This is a genomic window from Rummeliibacillus sp. SL167 (genome assembly GCF_007896505.1).
Taxonomy (GTDB): domain Bacteria; phylum Bacillota; class Bacilli; order Bacillales_A; family Planococcaceae; genus Rummeliibacillus; species Rummeliibacillus suwonensis.
This window is the reverse complement of sequence record NZ_VCBM01000004.1, coordinates 87,669-104,789: the sequence shown is the minus strand read 5'-3', so window position 1 is coordinate 104,789 and position 17,121 is coordinate 87,669. Positions and strand designations below refer to the sequence as shown.

At 34.1% G+C, this 17,121-nt stretch carries 21 protein-coding genes and 1 pseudogene; 21 read left to right on the top strand and 1 reads right to left on the bottom strand.

What is annotated here, in order from left to right; translation table 11 throughout:
• The first annotated feature begins 85 nt into the window (after positions 1–85).
• From FEZ13_RS15825 to FEZ13_RS15735, 19 genes and pseudogenes are all read left to right on the top strand, one after another.
• On the top strand, positions 86–850 hold the full coding sequence (locus tag FEZ13_RS15825) for a DeoR/GlpR family DNA-binding transcription regulator (protein ID WP_146553489.1): 765 nt from the start codon (positions 86–88) through the stop codon (positions 848–850).
• Positions 851–869: 19 nt separating this feature from the next.
• Complete coding sequence (locus FEZ13_RS15820) at positions 870–2,132, top strand: class-III pyridoxal-phosphate-dependent aminotransferase (RefSeq protein ID WP_146553488.1); 1,263 nt, start codon at positions 870–872, stop codon at positions 2,130–2,132.
• Between the two features lie 15 nt (positions 2,133–2,147).
• Positions 2,148–3,176 carry a phosphotransferase enzyme family protein gene (locus tag FEZ13_RS15815; protein ID WP_146553487.1) on the top strand — a complete coding sequence of 343 codons (1,029 nt, stop codon included), beginning with the start codon at positions 2,148–2,150 and terminating at the stop codon, positions 3,174–3,176.
• Positions 3,166–4,566 (top strand): ethanolamine permease, encoded by a 1,401-nt coding sequence (eat, locus tag FEZ13_RS15810; protein ID WP_146553486.1) that lies wholly within the window; start codon positions 3,166–3,168, stop codon positions 4,564–4,566. The genes FEZ13_RS15815 and eat overlap by 11 nt, the downstream gene beginning before the upstream one ends.
• A 373-nt stretch (positions 4,567–4,939) precedes the next feature.
• On the top strand, positions 4,940–5,122 hold the full coding sequence (locus FEZ13_RS15805; protein ID WP_146553485.1) for a helix-turn-helix domain-containing protein: 183 nt from the start codon (positions 4,940–4,942) through the stop codon (positions 5,120–5,122).
• A gap of 235 nt (positions 5,123–5,357) precedes the next feature.
• Positions 5,358–5,675, top strand: a complete 318-nt coding sequence (locus FEZ13_RS15800) for a hypothetical protein (protein ID WP_146553484.1) — start codon at positions 5,358–5,360, stop codon at positions 5,673–5,675.
• Between the two features lie 91 nt (positions 5,676–5,766).
• Positions 5,767–5,979, top strand: a complete 213-nt coding sequence (locus FEZ13_RS15795; protein ID WP_222434428.1) for a hypothetical protein — start codon at positions 5,767–5,769, stop codon at positions 5,977–5,979.
• A complete protein-coding gene (locus tag FEZ13_RS15790; protein ID WP_146553483.1) occupies positions 5,940–6,221 on the top strand; it encodes a hypothetical protein in 282 nt (93 codons plus the stop codon). Before FEZ13_RS15795 ends, FEZ13_RS15790 begins: the two co-directional genes overlap by 40 nt.
• Before the next feature lie 101 nt (positions 6,222–6,322).
• Entirely contained in the window at positions 6,323–7,579 is a 1,257-nt protein-coding gene (locus tag FEZ13_RS20225) for a YrhA family protein (protein WP_146553482.1), read from the top strand.
• 52 nt (positions 7,580–7,631) lie between these two features.
• Positions 7,632–7,885: pseudogene (locus FEZ13_RS15780) on the top strand (HNH/ENDO VII family nuclease); the annotation flags it as partial.
• 10 nt (positions 7,886–7,895) lie between these two features.
• Complete coding sequence (locus FEZ13_RS15775) at positions 7,896–8,354, top strand: SMI1/KNR4 family protein (protein WP_146553481.1); 459 nt, start codon at positions 7,896–7,898, stop codon at positions 8,352–8,354.
• 4 nt (positions 8,355–8,358) lie between these two features.
• A complete protein-coding gene (locus FEZ13_RS20525; RefSeq protein ID WP_146553480.1) occupies positions 8,359–8,616 on the top strand; it encodes an AHH domain-containing protein in 258 nt (85 codons plus the stop codon).
• Between the two features lies 1 nt (position 8,617).
• Positions 8,618–9,184 (top strand): imm11 family protein, encoded by a 567-nt coding sequence (locus FEZ13_RS15765; protein ID WP_146553479.1) that lies wholly within the window; start codon positions 8,618–8,620, stop codon positions 9,182–9,184.
• Between the two features lie 57 nt (positions 9,185–9,241).
• Positions 9,242–9,589 (top strand): DUF7957 family protein, encoded by a 348-nt coding sequence (locus FEZ13_RS15760; RefSeq protein WP_146553478.1) that lies wholly within the window; start codon positions 9,242–9,244, stop codon positions 9,587–9,589.
• A 302-nt stretch (positions 9,590–9,891) separates the two neighbouring features.
• Complete coding sequence (locus FEZ13_RS15755; RefSeq protein ID WP_146553477.1) at positions 9,892–10,365, top strand: SMI1/KNR4 family protein; 474 nt, start codon at positions 9,892–9,894, stop codon at positions 10,363–10,365.
• Positions 10,366–10,557: 192 nt separating this feature from the next.
• The gene (locus tag FEZ13_RS15750; RefSeq protein WP_146553476.1) at positions 10,558–11,199 is read left to right on the top strand and encodes an HNH/ENDO VII family nuclease; all 642 of its coding nucleotides are present in this window, start codon (positions 10,558–10,560) and stop codon (positions 11,197–11,199) included.
• A gap of 48 nt (positions 11,200–11,247) precedes the next feature.
• Positions 11,248–11,706 (top strand): SMI1/KNR4 family protein, encoded by a 459-nt coding sequence (locus FEZ13_RS15745; protein WP_146553475.1) that lies wholly within the window; start codon positions 11,248–11,250, stop codon positions 11,704–11,706.
• A 1,162-nt stretch (positions 11,707–12,868) separates the two neighbouring features.
• Positions 12,869–13,048, top strand: coding sequence for a hypothetical protein (locus tag FEZ13_RS15740; protein WP_146553474.1), 180 nt, complete (start codon positions 12,869–12,871; stop codon positions 13,046–13,048).
• Between the two features lie 364 nt (positions 13,049–13,412).
• On the top strand, positions 13,413–14,159 hold the full coding sequence (locus tag FEZ13_RS15735) for a metallophosphoesterase family protein (protein ID WP_146553473.1): 747 nt from the start codon (positions 13,413–13,415) through the stop codon (positions 14,157–14,159).
• 577 nt (positions 14,160–14,736) lie between these two features.
• Here FEZ13_RS15735 and FEZ13_RS15730 read toward each other — a convergent pair.
• Complete coding sequence (locus FEZ13_RS15730; RefSeq protein ID WP_146553472.1) at positions 14,737–15,375, bottom strand: DUF2238 domain-containing protein; 639 nt, start codon at positions 15,373–15,375, stop codon at positions 14,737–14,739.
• A gap of 743 nt (positions 15,376–16,118) precedes the next feature.
• Between FEZ13_RS15730 and FEZ13_RS15725 the strand changes: the two genes are divergently transcribed.
• Positions 16,119–16,580, top strand: a complete 462-nt coding sequence (locus tag FEZ13_RS15725; protein WP_146553471.1) for a hypothetical protein — start codon at positions 16,119–16,121, stop codon at positions 16,578–16,580.
• Positions 16,581–16,596: 16 nt separating this feature from the next.
• Positions 16,597–17,043, top strand: a complete 447-nt coding sequence (locus FEZ13_RS15720) for an OsmC family protein (protein ID WP_146553470.1) — start codon at positions 16,597–16,599, stop codon at positions 17,041–17,043.
• Positions 17,044–17,121: the final 78 nt, after the last annotated feature.

Here is a 17,121-nt window from a genome sequence, read left to right as displayed (position 1 = left end):
CTCTGATTTAAAATCTATATAAATCCACAATAATACAGATTAATTTTGTGGATTGTTGTTGTTTTTTATGGATGGAGGATTCGGCATGTCATTATCTTTTGAAGAGAGAAAAGTCTTACTATTAGAAATGTTGCAACTACAAGGAAAAATAAAAGTAACAGATGCAGAAAAAATGTTAAAGGTTTCAGGGGAAACGATACGCCGGGATATGGATCGTCTAGAAAAGGAAGGTTTTTTAACGAGAGTATATGGCGGTGCTATTACATCAAAAGATAAAATTGAAAAAACATTTCATCAAAAACAGTTAATGAACATTGAAGAAAAACGCTCCATTTGTAAAAAAGCAGCATCTCTTATAGAAGAAGGTGATGTTATTTTTATCGGACATGGTACAACGGCATATGAATTGCTCAACTATGTTACCGTAAAAAATGTAACTGTCATTACCAATTCATTTCCAATAGTCAATCTTTTTGGAAATGCATTTAAAGGAAATTTTATTTTCCTTGGAGGTGAATATAATCAAAGACAAGAATTTTCCAGTGGACCTTTTGCTTTACAAATGCTTGAGCAATTAAGAGCAGATAAAGCTTTTGTTCCAGCTGGTGGAATTACAAAAAAAGACGGCATTACGGACTATGATATTCCAGGAGCAATGATTTGTCGCAAAATGATTGAACGTGCAGATAACACAATTTTAATTGCAGATAACTCAAAGATTGGTGTTTCTTCCTTTGTGAAAATATGTAATGTACAAGATATTTCAATCATGGTTACTGACAGTCCTTGTTCTACACAATGGAATGAATATTTAAGGGTAAATAATATTGAATTGTTAATTGCAGATTGAATCGAATGAGGTGTAGATAATGAATTTTAATATGACGAAAAAACAGACTTTTGAAGATAGTATTCATTACTGGAATCCCGGTAAAACAAAGCAATGGCTGAATGATGGAATAGACTTAATTATGGGCAAACGAGAAGGTTACTATTTTTATGATGTAGATGGGAAGAAAATGATGGATTTACATTTAAATGGGGGAACATACAACCTGGGCCATCGTAATACTGAGATTATTCAAGCTTTAGTTGAAGCAACAGAATATTATGATATTGGAAATCACCATTTTCCTTCTACTGCAAGGGCACAGCTTGCTAAAAGACTAGTTGAATTAACACCTTCTAATCTAAAATACACAATTTTCTCATCCGGAGGCAGCGAGGCTATAGACACTGCTTTAAAATGTTCACGCTATGCAACAAAACGAAAAAAGTTTATTTCTATTAAAAACGGCTATCATGGTCATACGGGTTTGGCAGTATCACTTGGGAATGAACGCTATTCGAAACCTTTTTTAAGTGAAGGTAATCCTGAAGACTTTATTCATGTGCCCTTTAATGATTTAGAGACAATGGAACAAGCATTGAAAAATGAAGATGTTGCCGCTGTAATTATTGAAACCATCCCGGCAACTTATGGTTTCCCCTTACCGGAACCCAACTATTTAAAAGAAGTGAAAGCATTATGTGAACGATATGGTTCATTATATATTGCAGATGAAGTACAAACAGGTCTTATGCGGACCGGAAAGATGTGGGGTATTGAACATTATGGCGTAAATCCGGATATTTTGGTAACGGCGAAGGGATTAAGTGGCGGTATTTATCCGATTACTGCAACAATTGTTAGTGAGCAAGTGGGCGGGTGGATGCACGAAGATGGACTCGCACACATTTCCACTTTTGGCGGTGCAGAACTTGGCTGTGCAGTGGCAATGAAAGTATTGGAGTTAACAGCCAGCGATGAGGTCGAAAAAAATGTTCATTTTGTCGCGAATTATTTAAAAGAGGGTTTAACATCTATTCAACAAAAATACCCGGATTTCTTTGTCGGAATACGTCAACTCGGAGTAGTGATGGGACTTGAATTTAAATTTGAGGACAGTGCGAAAGATGTAATGCGAAATTTATATAATGAAGGTGTTTGGGCAATTTATTCAATGCTTGATACAAAAGTATTACAATTTAAACCAGGCTTACTATGTACAAAGGAATATTGTGATGAACTACTAACAAAAGTCGAGGCAGGTATCAAAAAAACAGTTAAGGAACTAGCATTTACGAAATAAAAATGAGGTGAGTATATGACAGTATTTGAAGTCGATTCAGAGTTGCAAAGATTTCAAACCGTAGCAGAAGAAGCCATGGAGCTTTATAAAGAACTCAAAGGGTTCCATTTGAAATTTTTGGACTATTCTGAGAATTTCACTTGCTTAGCCTACAATGATTCCGGTCAAAAATATATTTTAAGAGTCAATCGACCTTTTTATCATGAAAAACATCAGATCAAGGCGGAGATTGCTTATATTCAGAATATTGCTAAGCAATCCCCAATTCAAGTCGCGTTACCAATTCAAACAATTAACGGTGCTTACGTTAATGAACACAAAATTGATAACAAAATTTATTATAGCACATTATTTACATTTTTAAACGGATCCAAACCTAATGAAAATGGAACCGAAATCTTCCGACAATTTGAGCTACTTGGTCAGATTACGGCAAAAATGCACAAACATAGTATTGAAAATGCGGTGTACTACAATACTTTTGATCGCATGTCATGGGACGAAGAAATGATTCTCGGGGATCATCCTAAATGGGGACGTTGGCAGGATGGAAAAGGACTAACAGATTCGAGAATTGAAAAGTATTCCCTCGCAGTGGAGCTTATCAAATTAAAATTAAAGGTTTATGGAAAGTCAACAATGCGATATGGCTTAATTCACGCAGATCTTCGACTCGCTAATTTACTCGTTGCAGAAGATGGTATAAAAGTCATTGATTTTGATGATTGTGGATTTGGTTGGTATTTATATGATTTAGCAACCGCTTTAAGTTTTATCGAACATTTGCGACACACCCCACAGTTAATTTCCGCTTGGATTAAGGGCTATGAAAAAGAACGTCTATTAACGAGTGCAGATAAATCGATGATTGAAACATTTGTGTTAATGCGCCGCCTGCAACTGATTGCATGGATTGGTTCACGTGATAATGAAACCACGCAACAACTGGATGAACAGTTTACCTTTGAGACAGATCCCCTAGTTGACGAATATTTAATAAATCACAGCTTCCATCAATTAGGGGGGATGCGCTATGGAAACTAAAAAAGATGAAGTAATTATTTTACGAAAAACATTAACACCTATACATCTTTGGGCAATTGGCGTTGGAATTGTCATTTCTGGAAACTATTTTGGATGGAATTTTGGCTTAGCAGAATCTGGATATGTTGGCATGTTGATCGCGACGATTATCATGGCACTTATGTATTTAACGATGTCACTTGGCATTGCTGAACTTTCAACTGTGATCCCCCATGCAGGTGGTCCTTATGCATTTGCGCGTCGAGCAATGGGACCTTATATTGGATTTATTACAGGGATCGGTGTTGTTTTACAATATGTTATTGCTGCACCAACTATCGCAATTGGGATCGGTGCTTATATTTCATTCCTATTCCCTGAAATTTCTACATTAGTGGCTGCTGCAATTGTTTATGCGTTTTTCATGGCTGTTCATATTATTGGATTGAAAGAGTATGCAAGATTAGAAATGATTTTAGTATTTGTTGCTGTTGGATTATTGATTCTAATGTATTTTGTCGGATTACCACAAATTAATCTCAATAATTTAGGAAAAGTTGACGGTTCTTTCATTCCTAGAGGGGTTAGCGGTATCTGGGCTGCACTTCCATATGCCATGTGGCTATTTTTAGCAATTGAAATGCTTCCGATGTTAGCAGAAGAAACTCGAGACGTACAAAGGGACATGCCAAAAGGACTGCTTTCAGGTATGATGACACTTCTCGTCTTATCTTTATTCACTACAACAGTATCCATTGGTCTTGCCGGTATTGCAGATATGTCAACGGCAGATAATCCACTTCCTGCTGCCATAGCTGCGGTATTTGGAAATTCATATTGGCTGGCACAAGTACTAGCTTCTATTGGAATTGTTGGTTTAGTTGCAAGTTTTTCAGGTGTAATGCTAGCATATTCCAGACAAGTATTTGCTTTATCACGTGCAGGTTATTTACCGAAGTTTTTGTCTTTAGTTCATTCGAAACGGCAAACTCCTTATATGGCCATTATTGTACCGGGTTTAATCGGTCTGGCTCTTATCATGTTGTTCAATCCAAATGATCTAATTTTGATCGTAACGTTCGGGGCTTTAATTTCTTATATTACGATGAATTTATCAGTCATCATTTTACGAAAAAAAGAGCCGAATTTATCACGAAGCTTTAAAACGCCACTTTATCCATTTACACCTATTATTTCTGTAGTTTTGTGTGTTATTGCGATTTTTGCAAGCTGTTTTTCAAATATTACAATTTTCTTTGTTTCCATCGGTATTTTTGTCTTAGCGTCCATTTATTATTTCTTTTGGGCTCGTCACAAAATTAATGTTGCTGCACCTGAAGAAAAATTCGCGAAAGAGGGAAGCGGGATGTTAGACTCGATTCCATCTAATAAAAGTGAAATAACGCCATGATTTCTCAAGTCCATTGTATACTTTGTGAAAAAGATGGTACATTGTTTTACCTGAAAAAATGTGAATTAGTTAGAGTATTCATGTATATGATTATTTAGCGTCTTATGCATCTACTATTTGAACAAAACAGGAGAGAAAGTGGGAAATAGATTTAGGGCTTCTAAAGTATTTCAAAATGATAAAATATCCAATTGTTAGATGAATGACTGTGTAAAATCCATGAGGAGTTGTGAATTTCAACAGAATAGTTCTTTTAAAATGTGAAATGCTTGCGAAAGAATGGCTGAAAAAATAAATCGAAAATTAGATTTAGCTGAAAATTTAGCAATAGTTGGAATGAATAAATGCGGTAAAGATTCTAAAAAAAGTTTGGATGTACACATTTACAGATCCAAATACGACTGCAGCAAAGGTTTCAGATATACTTGGTATTTCTCAAAATACCGCTCGTACAGCATTAAAATCTCTCGTCGAAAAGGAGTTAATCTACACAGATCAGCAGTCAAAGCGAAACAAAAGATACAAAAATTACGATTTAATACGGATTTTAAATTAAATCCCAATAGGCTTCGCCAACTTAGCAAGATCAAGTGCCGATTGCCAACCTAGATTTGGCGATTTCCTACAGTTGAAACTCTAACTAATTAAGCACATATGGAAAGAGGATGTCTCCATCGTGGTGACATCCTTTTTTGCATGTTCCTTATATTGGGGTAAAGCTCAAGTGACAGGCACTCACACAATTATCCGTAGTGGGCACCAAAGGATTAGGTGCTGTAACGAAGACAGGAATGACCACAGCCAAAGCCACTGCTAAAGTAGGCGTCCACAAAGTAAAAGGTGCAGCCCAAAAAATCCCGACGCTCGACCTGTATCCGTATGCGCCCCAACATCAATTAGCTGGTGTAAATGCAGGTATTGTGCCTTATAATACGGTAAATAGTGTTGGCTTGAGAGATCAGTTGATTTCTATGTCGAAGATGGAGGCGAGAGGTAGCGGTAAGGGTAACTTTAATGATCTATACATTGGGGTAAAACAAGCATCAGAATATTTAAAATCACAAGGAAGTACCACGTCAATTCAGAAAGACTACATTAGAATCATTTGAAATCGGTACAATTAGGCTTGATGTTGCAGGTTCAAATACTTATGGATTAAGATTTTATGATAATATTAATGCCTATCCAAGAGGAAGATATTTGTTTGAAACATTTTCACCACAAGTTAACAGAAGTAATTTAGCACTTCCACCAGATTGGAACAGAATGACAGGTATTCAACAATGGCAAGTTAAACCAGACACAATTATAATTAAAGGAAAAGCAGGTCCGCAGTTTCAAATGGGAAATCAATATATTGGAGGCGTAGAACAATGGTATATAACGAACCTAGACAGCCTAATAAAACCGTAAACTTTATAAATGAAGCTGAAAAAGTGAAAATGGAGTTAGAGTGTGAAATGAAAGCTCATGAATTAGGTCAAGGTAAAGATGGAACGATAAGTCAACTTAAAAATTTCTATAAAGATATAGAACTAATGATTGAAAGCAAAAGTCATATTCCATCATATCCAAGAGCTATTACAGATTCGTGGGATTTTAATAGCGAACTTGGAAAACAATTATTAGATTTATATGAAATATATAAGAAGTAAAGTTCAAGTGACAGGCACCCACACAATTCTGACAATAAGCTACAAATAAAGTCTTTAATCTCTACAAAGATTGAAGGCTTTTTAAATCCGAATTATTTTAAATGGATTCATTAGCATTTGAACGGGATGTCATCAATGGAGATGCCAAGTCACGTGCCCAATGGATCTCCTATGCATTAGGAACCCTCGGATTATCCGCAGTGGGCACCAAAGGATTAGGCACTGTAACGAAGACAGGAATGACCACAGTCAAAGCCACTGCTAAAGTAGGCGTCCACAAAGTAAAAGGTGCAGCCCAAAAAATCCCGACGCTCGACCTGTATCCGTATGCGCCCCGACATCAATTAGGTGGTGTGAACGCAGGTATTGTGCCTTATAATACGGTGAATAGTGTTCGCTTGAGAGATCAGTTGATTTCTATGGCGAAAGTGGAGACGATGGGTAGCGATAAGGTAAGTATCACTAAGAATGCTGAACATGTGGGTAAATTAAAAGGTAAAGAAGTATTGCTAAAGGACATCTTTGAAAAAGAAGTAATCTATACTAAGCGTGATCGAGAAGAATTTAAACAATTGAGAAATAAATTTAATAGTTCTGTTAGAAAAAACTTTCTACAAGATCTAGTCAGCAATGAGAAAAAAATTAAACAACTCATAAAGACAGGTATTCTAGAAACAGATGTTAAAAATCTAAAAAAGGGATTGGTTCCAGATGGATATCAGATTCATCATAAACTTCCTTTAGATGATGGAGGAACAAATGATTTTAAAAATCTAATACTAATTAAAAATGATCCATACCATAAAGTTCTTACTAATTCACAAAAAGATTTGACTAAAGGCTTGAATGTTGAAGATTCAATAAATATTAAGTGGCCAATCCCAGAAGGATTTATAACCCAACAACTAAAAAATAGAGGTGAAAATATGGTTTTAGAATTATTAGAAGATATTGAGAAAATTAAAAATCAAAATGGAAAGTCCATTATGTTACCTGCAAGTGATAAAAATATTCAATCCATAAAAAAGTGGATTTCAAAAAATGTACGTGAAGATCTATGGATAAAAGAATACGAAAATTTATTAAAAAAAGTAGATGGTTTAGAATTTAATGGATTAGTTATCTACAATGCTCAACCTAATGATAAAAATAATGGTTTTATCGGAGCAAATAAAATTTGGAGAGATAGGGAATGGGATAACAATTATTTGTTTTTTGGAGATTCAAGTATTTCTTGGTACTGTATGGATATAGATAAGGATGTGTTTTTTGAACTAGATAAGCCAAGTGGGGATATTGTTCAGGAATATAACGGCTTTGAAGAAATGATTAATGAAGCATTGAAGAGTGTATTATAAAACATTAAAAGTTCGGTGTTAGGAGGAGCGACCGAACTTAAGTCGTATTGAATTACTGAAGAAAGGAAAGGCCCCTTATGCAAAAGATGGTACAAAGATTAACTTGCATCATTTGATTCAAGATGAGCCGGGGTCTATGGTAGAGATACTTGGAAGCCTGCATCAAGAATATAGTAAGATATTACATGGTTTAAAAGAAAATGGAGAAAGTTTTAGAAACGATCCAATTTTAAAAACTCAATATGATAACTTTCGAGATAGATATTGAAATGGAGAGCTAAACAATTCGAAATGGAAAACAAGTGAGGCGAATTATATGGACTTTATTACTGTCGAGAAATTTATCGAAGAATTTCGTAAAGAAAAAGATTTTACTGGAGGTATTGATGAGGAAAAGATTAATTTCATTGAAAGACAGCTTAATGTTATATTACCTGAAAGTTACAAATGGTTTTTAAGAAAATATGGGTCAGGTGGAATCTTTAGTATAGATATTTTAGGCTATGATTTTGTAGGAGCATCAGTAGTAGAGACTACTAAAGAGTATAAAAAATATTATGGTCTATCTGATGGAATTGTGGTAATTGTTGATGTAGATGCTTTCGCATATTGTTTAGATACCAATAAGATGAATAACAGTGAATGTCCGGTAATATCATGGGATGTTGATAGCGGAAGTTATGACTCCGAAGAAGCTAGCAATTTTTTAGAATTTTTTTGGAATTATTTAAACGAAATGAAAGAAAACTGGGAGGAAGATGAAAAAGATTGGTGATTAGATGCCATACCCCCTTTCCCAGACACTAGATTCCAAAAGTTCAAGTGACAGGCACCCACACAATTGGAATAAAGAATTACTCCCTCATCAAGGAAGGCATCCCAATGCTTATCATGAGTATGTTCTAGAAAGATTAAGGACATTTGATAAAATTGCAAAAGGAGATAAAGAGAAGTTTTTGAAATTATATGAACAGTTAAAGCAGAAAGTTAGAGAAAATCCAGATATGCTATATAAAGATTATTGGAGGAAACAATGAAATGAGATACTTTAAGTTGCTAAAAGACTATTCTGATGAAAATGAGGTATATTGTACTTGCGAAAACACCTTGGGATGGGAACAATATGAATTATCAGAAGGAAAGCAAATTAGTAATTGGGATGAAAAAATAACCTTCCATTATAATCCAATTGAAGGTAGTCATATACCAGATTATATTCATAATAATTTATCATGGTTTATAATTTCTCCACAGTTTCAAATGATATTAAACGAGATAGATAAAGATGGGATGCAATTTTTGTCAGTAAATATTAAAAATAAAGAAAACGATAGTTCGATAGTTGGATATTCAGTAGCAAATGTGATAAATGTAGTTGACGCTATTAACTATGAAAATTCAACGTATAGTATATTTGAATTGGATGATAAAAAGTTTTATGATATCACCAAATATGCGTTAATTGAGAATAAAATAAATAGTAAACATATTTTTAAGCTAAAGAATGATGAAATTCCCATATTTATATCTGAATTAGTAAAAGAATTAATTGAAAAAAATAACATTACTGGTTGTGACTTTCTTGAAGTTGAGATAACTTTCTAAACACCATTTTAAAGTTCAAGTGACAGGCACCCACACAATATACGAGGAGTGAATAAATTGTCGATAAAGTTTAGCCAATATGATAACGAGCTAGTAGTAGAAAATAATAAAATAGTTTTTGACCACGATATACGCTATGTAGTAGAAGTAAATGACACTTTAATCGTATTACTTGAAATACCTAACAACATTATGTATCTAAATAATGTATTTGGAATTAATAAAAATGGGGAAATAAAGTGGCGTATTCAGAGTGTTGGTGATGTTTTCCCTGTAAAAAACCAGTTGCCATTTGAAAACCTAATGGTGAATGGTACTGATGTTTTTGTGTCTGATTTTTACGGCAGAAGGTTCTCATTAAATCCAATTAATGGAGAGATACTTTCAAGTGATGTTGTAAGATAATATCAAGTTTATTTTTGACATCATGGGATAGCACAAAAAATTACTTAGTAGTTAATTTATTTCCTTTTTTAGCTTCATAGAACCTTGAATGGCAATATGCTTTCAAGCTTCCTTTTTTTGTTGGTGAGGATACTCAGTGACGAATAGTTCATTTTTTATACAGAGAATATGAGTAACTCCAGTAAGTTCTATATCAAAGTTCAAGTGACAGGTACCCACACAATTACACCTCATAATGGTGGAAGGACAAAAGGTATGTGGGCCGATGCTCCAAGATAATAATATATTGAGGAGGTATAGAAATGGAATTTAAGGATAAATCAATAATTTATCCCTTGCCGGATGATACTTTGCTTTCAGAAAAGGAAGGTAAGTGGAGAATTAATTTGCCAGAGACGTATAAAGAATTTATAAAAAAATATAATGGTGGTACTCCTATAAAGGATAGTTTTAAGTGTAATAATCATATTTATGCAATTGATAGGTTTTTATGTATTTTAAAAGTAACTGGGGAAAGAGATGATGAGTATTACGATATTGGAGTAGTCAGAACTCAATTAGACGAAAGAATTGTTTTTGACGAAAATTTAGTAGGTACTGAACTACTACCAATAGCTGTCTTATTTGCAGGTGATTTTGTTTGCTTAGACTATCGCAAAAATGTTGAAGAGCCTATTGTATGCGTTTGGAATCATGAAGAGTCTTCAGATTTAAATCCTGTAACATATATTATAAGTAATAGCTTTGAAGAATTTCTAAATATGTTAACAGAATAGATACTAAGATTGATGCTAAGCACTCAAGCAATTCCGAAAATAAGCTGCAAATAAAGTCTTTAATCTCTACAAAGATTGAAGGCTTTTTAAATTTTGTTTATATTAATTAGATTCATATGAACGAGATATGGTGAGTGGTATAATTCCTATTCACGTGCCACCTACGCATTAGGAACCCTCGGATTATCCGTAGTGGGCACCAAAGGATTAGGCGCTGTAACGAAGACAGGAATGACCACAGTCAAAGCCACTGCAAAAGTAGGCGTCAGCAAGGTAAAAGGCGCAGCCCAAAAAATCCCGACACTCAACCTATATCCCTATGCGCCCCAACACCAATTAGTTGGTGTGAACGCAGGGGGTGTGCCTTATAATACGGTGAATAGCGTTGGCTTGAGAGATCAGTTGATTTCTAAAGCACAAAAAGTTTCTAATACAAGCAGAGTACCATTCATAGGAAAAAGCATATCAGTACCATGGTTGAGTGATAAATACAATGCTGTCGAAATAAAAGGGAAAGTTAAAGCTAAGGGTAAAATAAAAGATATTGATAGAAGGGTTTATACACTAAAAGATTTAGATTTAAATCAAATCACTCGGAAAGGAGAGACTAACATTGAATTACTGAAGAAAGGAAAGGCCCCTTATGCAAAAGATGGTACAAAGATTAACTTGCATCATTTGATTCAAGATGAGCCGGGGTCTATGGTAGAGATACTTGGAAGCCTGCATCAAGAATATAGTAAGATATTACATGGTTTAAAAGAAAATGGAGAAAGTTTTAGAAACGATCCAATTTTAAAAACTCAATATGATAACTTTCGAGATAGATATTGAAATGGAGAGCTAAACAATTCGAAATGGAAAACAAGTGAGGCGAATTATATGGACTTTATCACTGTCGAGAAATTTATCGAAGAATTTCGTAAAGAAAAAGATTTTACTGGAGGTATTGATGAGGAAAAGATTAATTTCATTGAAAGACAGCTTAATGTTATATTACCTGAAAGTTACAAATGGTTTTTAAGAAAATATGGGTCAGGTGGAATCTTTAGTATAGATATTTTAGGCTATGATTTTGTAGGAGCATCAGTAGTAGAGACTACTAAAGAGTATAAAAAATATTATGGTCTATCTGATGGAATTGTGGTAATTGTTGATGTAGATGCTTTCGCATATTGTTTAGATACCAATAAGATGAATAACAGTGAATGTCCGTTAATATCATGGGATGTTGATAGCGGAAGTTATGACTCCGAAGAAGCTAGCAATTTTTTAGAGTTTTTTTGGAATTATTTAAACGACATGAAAGAAAACTGGAAGGAAGATGAAAAAGATTGGTGATTAGATGCCATACCCCCTTTCCCAGACACTAGATTCCAAAAGTTCAAGTGACAGGCACCCACACAATTATTGTCAGCAAAGTTCTCTTTATAAAATTATTACGTACAGTATGGGGTATGGATCTCATTTTCAAGAATGTTTTGAGTTAGATCCAGAAGCAACAACTTATTTACTTTCAGATATAGGAATAAGAATTTATACCAATACTACTGATTTAAGTGATACAAATAGTCTAAATCATTTGTTAAATGAAACCTACAATAATAATTGAAAAGAAGAATCGTATTGACTCTTTTAATTGCACCCCTTCTATTTTACATTTATTTCTAGATAGTAACATAACCTTAACCGTTATAATGGACTATATAAACCTTTTCAAGAGCTTACTTAATGCAGTAATTTATGACATGACCATCTCACCGGGCCAACACATTATATGATGGATCCCCTCTACTATCACGAAATATTTACATGAAAATCATTTCAAACTATAGAGTTACATGGTGAAGCAGATGAATTATTATTTAAGCAATTTTTTAATGGGCTATAAAGAGGAATATATGATAAAAAATGAAAGCTAAGTTACGCTAACTCAATTCTCCTATTGTTCCGATGATGAATCAGACGAAGAAATAAATGTAGAAACATCGCGATTATTATTTTTCAGGCGTGTTGATTAGGAAATATAGATGTAGATATAGATGGAGATGCTATATTAGTATTGTCAAATAGTAATAGCTTATCAAATATAAAAGATTTAATGGTTAGCCTGCCAATTGGTGTTCAATTCAATTTTAATGAAGAATGATAAAATATCTTCGCAGAGAAAAATGGCTCGCTTGCTAATGAAAACTACGTTTGGGTCATTAAACAGGAGAAGTATTATGGATATAAAGTTTAAACGCTATACCAATTCGACGAATCATTGTTGATATGTTACAAGAATAAGGAGAAATATGGATAGTACAACCTACAACATAATTTTTGGATATAAGTTCACATCGACTAAAAATGATATACAAAGAGTAGCTAGTGCCGCTTCCGCGTTTCAAGTAGAAGGCATTTTGATTATAAAAATAGATGATATTGTTTTCTTTAGTGAGGACATACACTAATGGGTTTTAATGAAATTCAAATTTAATCTGATGGGAAGAAGGATAAGATGAGGAAAGAGGAAAGAGATATGAACCACCCTTATAAAAAGTATGAAAAAACTGTAATATGGAACTCTGTCTGGATGGCGATTGAAGATTTAGTCGAAAATAATGACTTAGAAGAATTGACACCTAGAGAATACATAGTTGGATCTATTTGTGAAAAAATTGCAGAAGAAAAAAACTGAATGATTGATCAAGTCAAAGTAGGTGGATTCATTTTATAATTATAGTTCATAAATCGGAAGTATTTTTTGTTACTCATGTTGCAGGAGGGTTCTTAATCACATTTAGAGCCATTCAGCGTTGACGAACATAGGAGTGGAGTTTAAATTTATTGCTCCAAAATTCGACTCCAAACCTATTTTCAATTGAACAGGATTGCTGAAGGATTTATGTATCACAGAAGATGCATATATTCCTTTTATTGTAAAATAAGTATGTTTCATTGAATATAAAGAAATTCAGCTAATGACTTATTCAATGCTCAAAGATTAAATTTCGCAGCTAGAAAAGGTATAATAAGTACTAAATATTATAGGAAACTTCGAGGTGAGCGAATTGGAAACTAGAATGATAGCTAAACAAGATGTATTTGTTATATCGGATATTCATGGTCATTATGATGAACTTAGGAAGTTGTTGGAATATCATAAAAATGGGCTGATCTTATTTCTTGGGGATTACATAGATAGAGGGAAGCAATCAAAAGAAGTTTTGGACTATGTAATGGAGTTAGTTGGGCAAGGGAAAGCGATGGCGATCAAAGGAAATCATGAAGAATTGTTTTTAGATTTTCTCACGCACCCATTGCTAGGGAAGGCCTATATGCTCGGTACAGGAAGTAAAACGATTCAATCCCTATTAAGCATAACTCCTGATGAATATACGGATGCAGTATTGGTCGCAGAAAAAATAAAAGAAGAGTATTCGGAACAAATCGAATTTATTCGAAATTTGCCTGTCTATATCACGATGGAGGAATATGTATTTGTGCATGCTGGTATTAATCCACATTTGCCGCACTGGAATGATTCAAGCGAAGCAGATATGTTATGGATTCGGGAAGAGTTTTTTCAAGTTCCCAATAACACAGGAAAAAAGATCATTTTTGGACATACACCTACATTTAAGATACGAGGCAACCAGGATTCTTCCATTTGGCAAAGCACAGATGGGTTAATCGGCATCGATGGCGGTGTGGGATTTGAAAAGCAATTAAACGGACTTTATATAAGTAAGAGTGAGGAAAAGCGCGTATATTATGTAGAGGCCAATCGAACTATCCAACAAAAATAATGAATGCCGATATGATGAAGCTAGATAAATTTACGATGCATAGTTCCTCCATTTTTTAGATGAAAAATTTTAAGAATAATCTAAATTTAAAGGTCGAATGTTATGAATTGATCTAGATTATCCAAGTGCGAAAATAGAATTTTTGTGTTAAAAATTGTATAATTTAAATTGAAATGGAGATGAAAAGTGAAATGAATTGGTTAATACTTAAAGATTTTAAGACAATGTTTGGGTTCATCGTCTCGAATTTATCCCTCATTAACGGGCAGTAAGACCCCGCCCAAAATTTAGAGATAGGTGGGGGGAATAACTGCCCGTAAAAGTCCGATTGGTTCAACTAACCAGCCGTAGTGGAAGAAATCCCACGGCAGGAGTTTCACTTTATTTGCGGTGACGTCCATCATATTGGCTTCAAGCAATAATGATTACTGGGTATTTTTTGTTTTTCTTGCACTAATATTCATGTTTTTCAGTACATATAGAGCGGATAAAATATATAGGCAAAACAACGTATAGAAACAACAAATGTTGAACAATTGTGTTTCTTTATTAAAGAAATAACTCCTTTTTAGAGCGGTTAATCATCCTTCTTTTGCATTCTTTTTATGAGCTTGTCATGCAATCGCGCAAAAAGAATATAGAAAACAATTGTCCCGAGTAAAGCCATTGTCATATCCCATTCTGAATCCCAACGATCTCCCTGCATCCCCAAAAAGCCTTTTGCTATTTGAGTACCTTTCGCGATTTTATAGGAAAGCATTTCGATGATTTCATACAAAGCAGCAATCATCATTAAAATACTAAAGCTAAAAAGGAATAGCCAAGCCCCCTTCTGAATTTGCGTTTTTCGAATGATGATTTCTCTAACAATGATTACAGCCATTCCTTTTATGAAATGTCCAAATCGGTCATAATTATTTCTTTTTAAATCATACTCGTCCTTGATCCAATCGAATAATGGGACTTTTGAGAAAGTATAGTGGCTTCCGATAAATTCTAAAATGGCTAAGATAGTGATAATAATATAAGAAAGTGTAGTCAGTGGGAATTTGCGATATGTGGCAATCACAATGATTAACCCGATGACAACGGGAATCCCTTCTGCTGCCCAACTAGAATAACGATGCGGCTTAATCAGTGACCAAACGAGAACTGCTATTATGATGAATAATAAAAATAAATGAAATTTTGGGTATCTAGTCCTGTTTTCAGTCACTTTATGTCCTCCCTCTATAAATGTTGATATACCAACGGCTTGAACGCTTTTTATAATTGGAAAAATCTTTAAAGATGTTCTTGTAAAGCCATTCTTCTTTTAGTATTTGACAATGATATATTTTATATACAGGATTCATCAGAAACTGGATATAATTGAATCATTTCCTTTGATTTTGCATGGGCAGGAAGTAAGAACTCCACTTCAAGACATAAGTGAGGATAAGTATGGGTGTAAAAGCATAATAGGTTCCGACTCATCCCACAGAGGAAAATGACAACATGCATATGGATTTCCTGTTGAATCCAACTTACATATAGTAATAAATAAAGAAACTCATCTTTTTTGAGGCTACTGAAAAGTCAATTTATTGGGTGTATTGATTAGAAAAAAATTAGATAATCAAAACGGCTGTTAATTTATCTTCAAAAATATGATAAAAATTAGCTTTTTCAGTTCATGGAATAAAAATGGTCATGCTATAGTTTTTCAGTGGTTTCTTCTCTCTTTATAGAAGCTTTTTCAACTTCGTATTCTCATCCATTTTTAACTTGCCTTAGGGAGGTTTGCTTATTGTGATGAAGTTTTTTGGAACAATCGAATCCTTAGTACCGTCTTTTATGTAAACAGTGTATATGTATTATGTTATGATAGTATGGCATAATCTGTTTGAACAGAGAGGAAAGAAGTAGAGTCACTACTCTAAATAATCCTGTTGATAAGTATTATGAGGTGAACTGAATTTGAACAAACGAAAACGTTTATTGCAAGGAATTTTAGTGGTATCTGTCATTGAAATCTTATGCTTTTATTTTATAGGAAAAGATTATTTATTTATTGATGGGTTAGACGATATGATCACATATGTGGTGGTAGGGAATGTTTTCTTCTTTATCAGTTACTTTTTCTTGGTGGAAGTAAGCAATTTTCGAAAAAAAACTATTTTAATCATGGTTGCTTACGGACTATTAGTCATAGCGCCATTTGTTTATAAAAGTCATATTCCTACTTTTAATGTTGAGGATGCAACGGAAATTATCCATCGAACAGAGGGTGGAAAAGTTGTGAAAGATCGAGTGTTTGGGCAAACAATGGTAGATTATAATGGACAAGAAGTATACATTATTACTATAAAGAAAAATAAAAAGATTGAACGCTTTGCATTTGATCCCAAGACAGAGAAGTATTTTTCATTCGCTAATTAGAAAGGGAGATTTCAAAATGGCAGAACATATCTTCACTTTAACTGCATCTTGGCCGGGTGGACGGAATTCGGTAGGAGAAATCGCATCAGGACAACTTCAAACAAAGGTGTCCATTCCTCCTGAAATGGATGGACCAGGAATTGGTACAAATCCAGATGAAATGTTGCTTGGTGCTGCGGCGACTTGCTATATCATTACGCTTGCTGGCATGTTTGAAAGAGCTAAACTGAAACCAACAAAATTGACGATGGTTTCTAAGGGGATTGTTGATGTGACAAATGGTGTTTTGACCTATGTAAAAATTACCCATAAGCCAAGAATTGTGATCCCAAGTGATTATACAGAAAAAGAAGAGCGACAAATTGTTCGCCTTGCTGAGAAAGCTGAAGAGACATGCATGATCAGCAAAGCTGTTCGCGGCAATGTGGAGATGAAATTAGAAATCACGATTGACTATGAATAGCTTTTTAATGATGAATGACGATCTTTGAAGCTGCGTAAATATAAATTTTGGTATAGCTGAATGGAAAATATATGATAA

Bases quoted from the DNA above. Each gene is read 5' to 3' on its own strand.
- FEZ13_RS15825 (WP_146553489.1), top strand. From the start codon at position 86: ATGTCATTATCTTTTGAAGAGAGAAAAGTCTTACTATTAGAAATGTTG.
- FEZ13_RS15820 (WP_146553488.1), top strand. From the start codon at position 870: ATGAATTTTAATATGACGAAAAAACAGACTTTTGAAGATAGTATTCAT.
- FEZ13_RS15815 (WP_146553487.1), top strand. From the start codon at position 2,148: ATGACAGTATTTGAAGTCGATTCAGAGTTGCAAAGATTTCAAACCGTA.
- eat (WP_146553486.1), top strand. From the start codon at position 3,166: ATGGAAACTAAAAAAGATGAAGTAATTATTTTACGAAAAACATTAACA.
- FEZ13_RS15805 (WP_146553485.1), top strand. From the start codon at position 4,940: ATGTACACATTTACAGATCCAAATACGACTGCAGCAAAGGTTTCAGAT.
- FEZ13_RS15800 (WP_146553484.1), top strand. From the start codon at position 5,358: ATGACCACAGCCAAAGCCACTGCTAAAGTAGGCGTCCACAAAGTAAAA.
- FEZ13_RS15790 (WP_146553483.1), top strand. From the start codon at position 5,940: ATGGTATATAACGAACCTAGACAGCCTAATAAAACCGTAAACTTTATA.
- FEZ13_RS20225 (WP_146553482.1), top strand. From the start codon at position 6,323: ATGGATTCATTAGCATTTGAACGGGATGTCATCAATGGAGATGCCAAG.
- FEZ13_RS15775 (WP_146553481.1), top strand. From the start codon at position 7,896: ATGGACTTTATTACTGTCGAGAAATTTATCGAAGAATTTCGTAAAGAA.
- FEZ13_RS20525 (WP_146553480.1), top strand. From the start codon at position 8,359: ATGCCATACCCCCTTTCCCAGACACTAGATTCCAAAAGTTCAAGTGAC.
- FEZ13_RS15765 (WP_146553479.1), top strand. From the start codon at position 8,618: ATGAGATACTTTAAGTTGCTAAAAGACTATTCTGATGAAAATGAGGTA.
- FEZ13_RS15755 (WP_146553477.1), top strand. From the start codon at position 9,892: ATGGAATTTAAGGATAAATCAATAATTTATCCCTTGCCGGATGATACT.
- FEZ13_RS15745 (WP_146553475.1), top strand. From the start codon at position 11,248: ATGGACTTTATCACTGTCGAGAAATTTATCGAAGAATTTCGTAAAGAA.
- FEZ13_RS15740 (WP_146553474.1), top strand. From the start codon at position 12,869: ATGAGGAAAGAGGAAAGAGATATGAACCACCCTTATAAAAAGTATGAA.
- FEZ13_RS15720 (WP_146553470.1), top strand. From the start codon at position 16,597: ATGGCAGAACATATCTTCACTTTAACTGCATCTTGGCCGGGTGGACGG.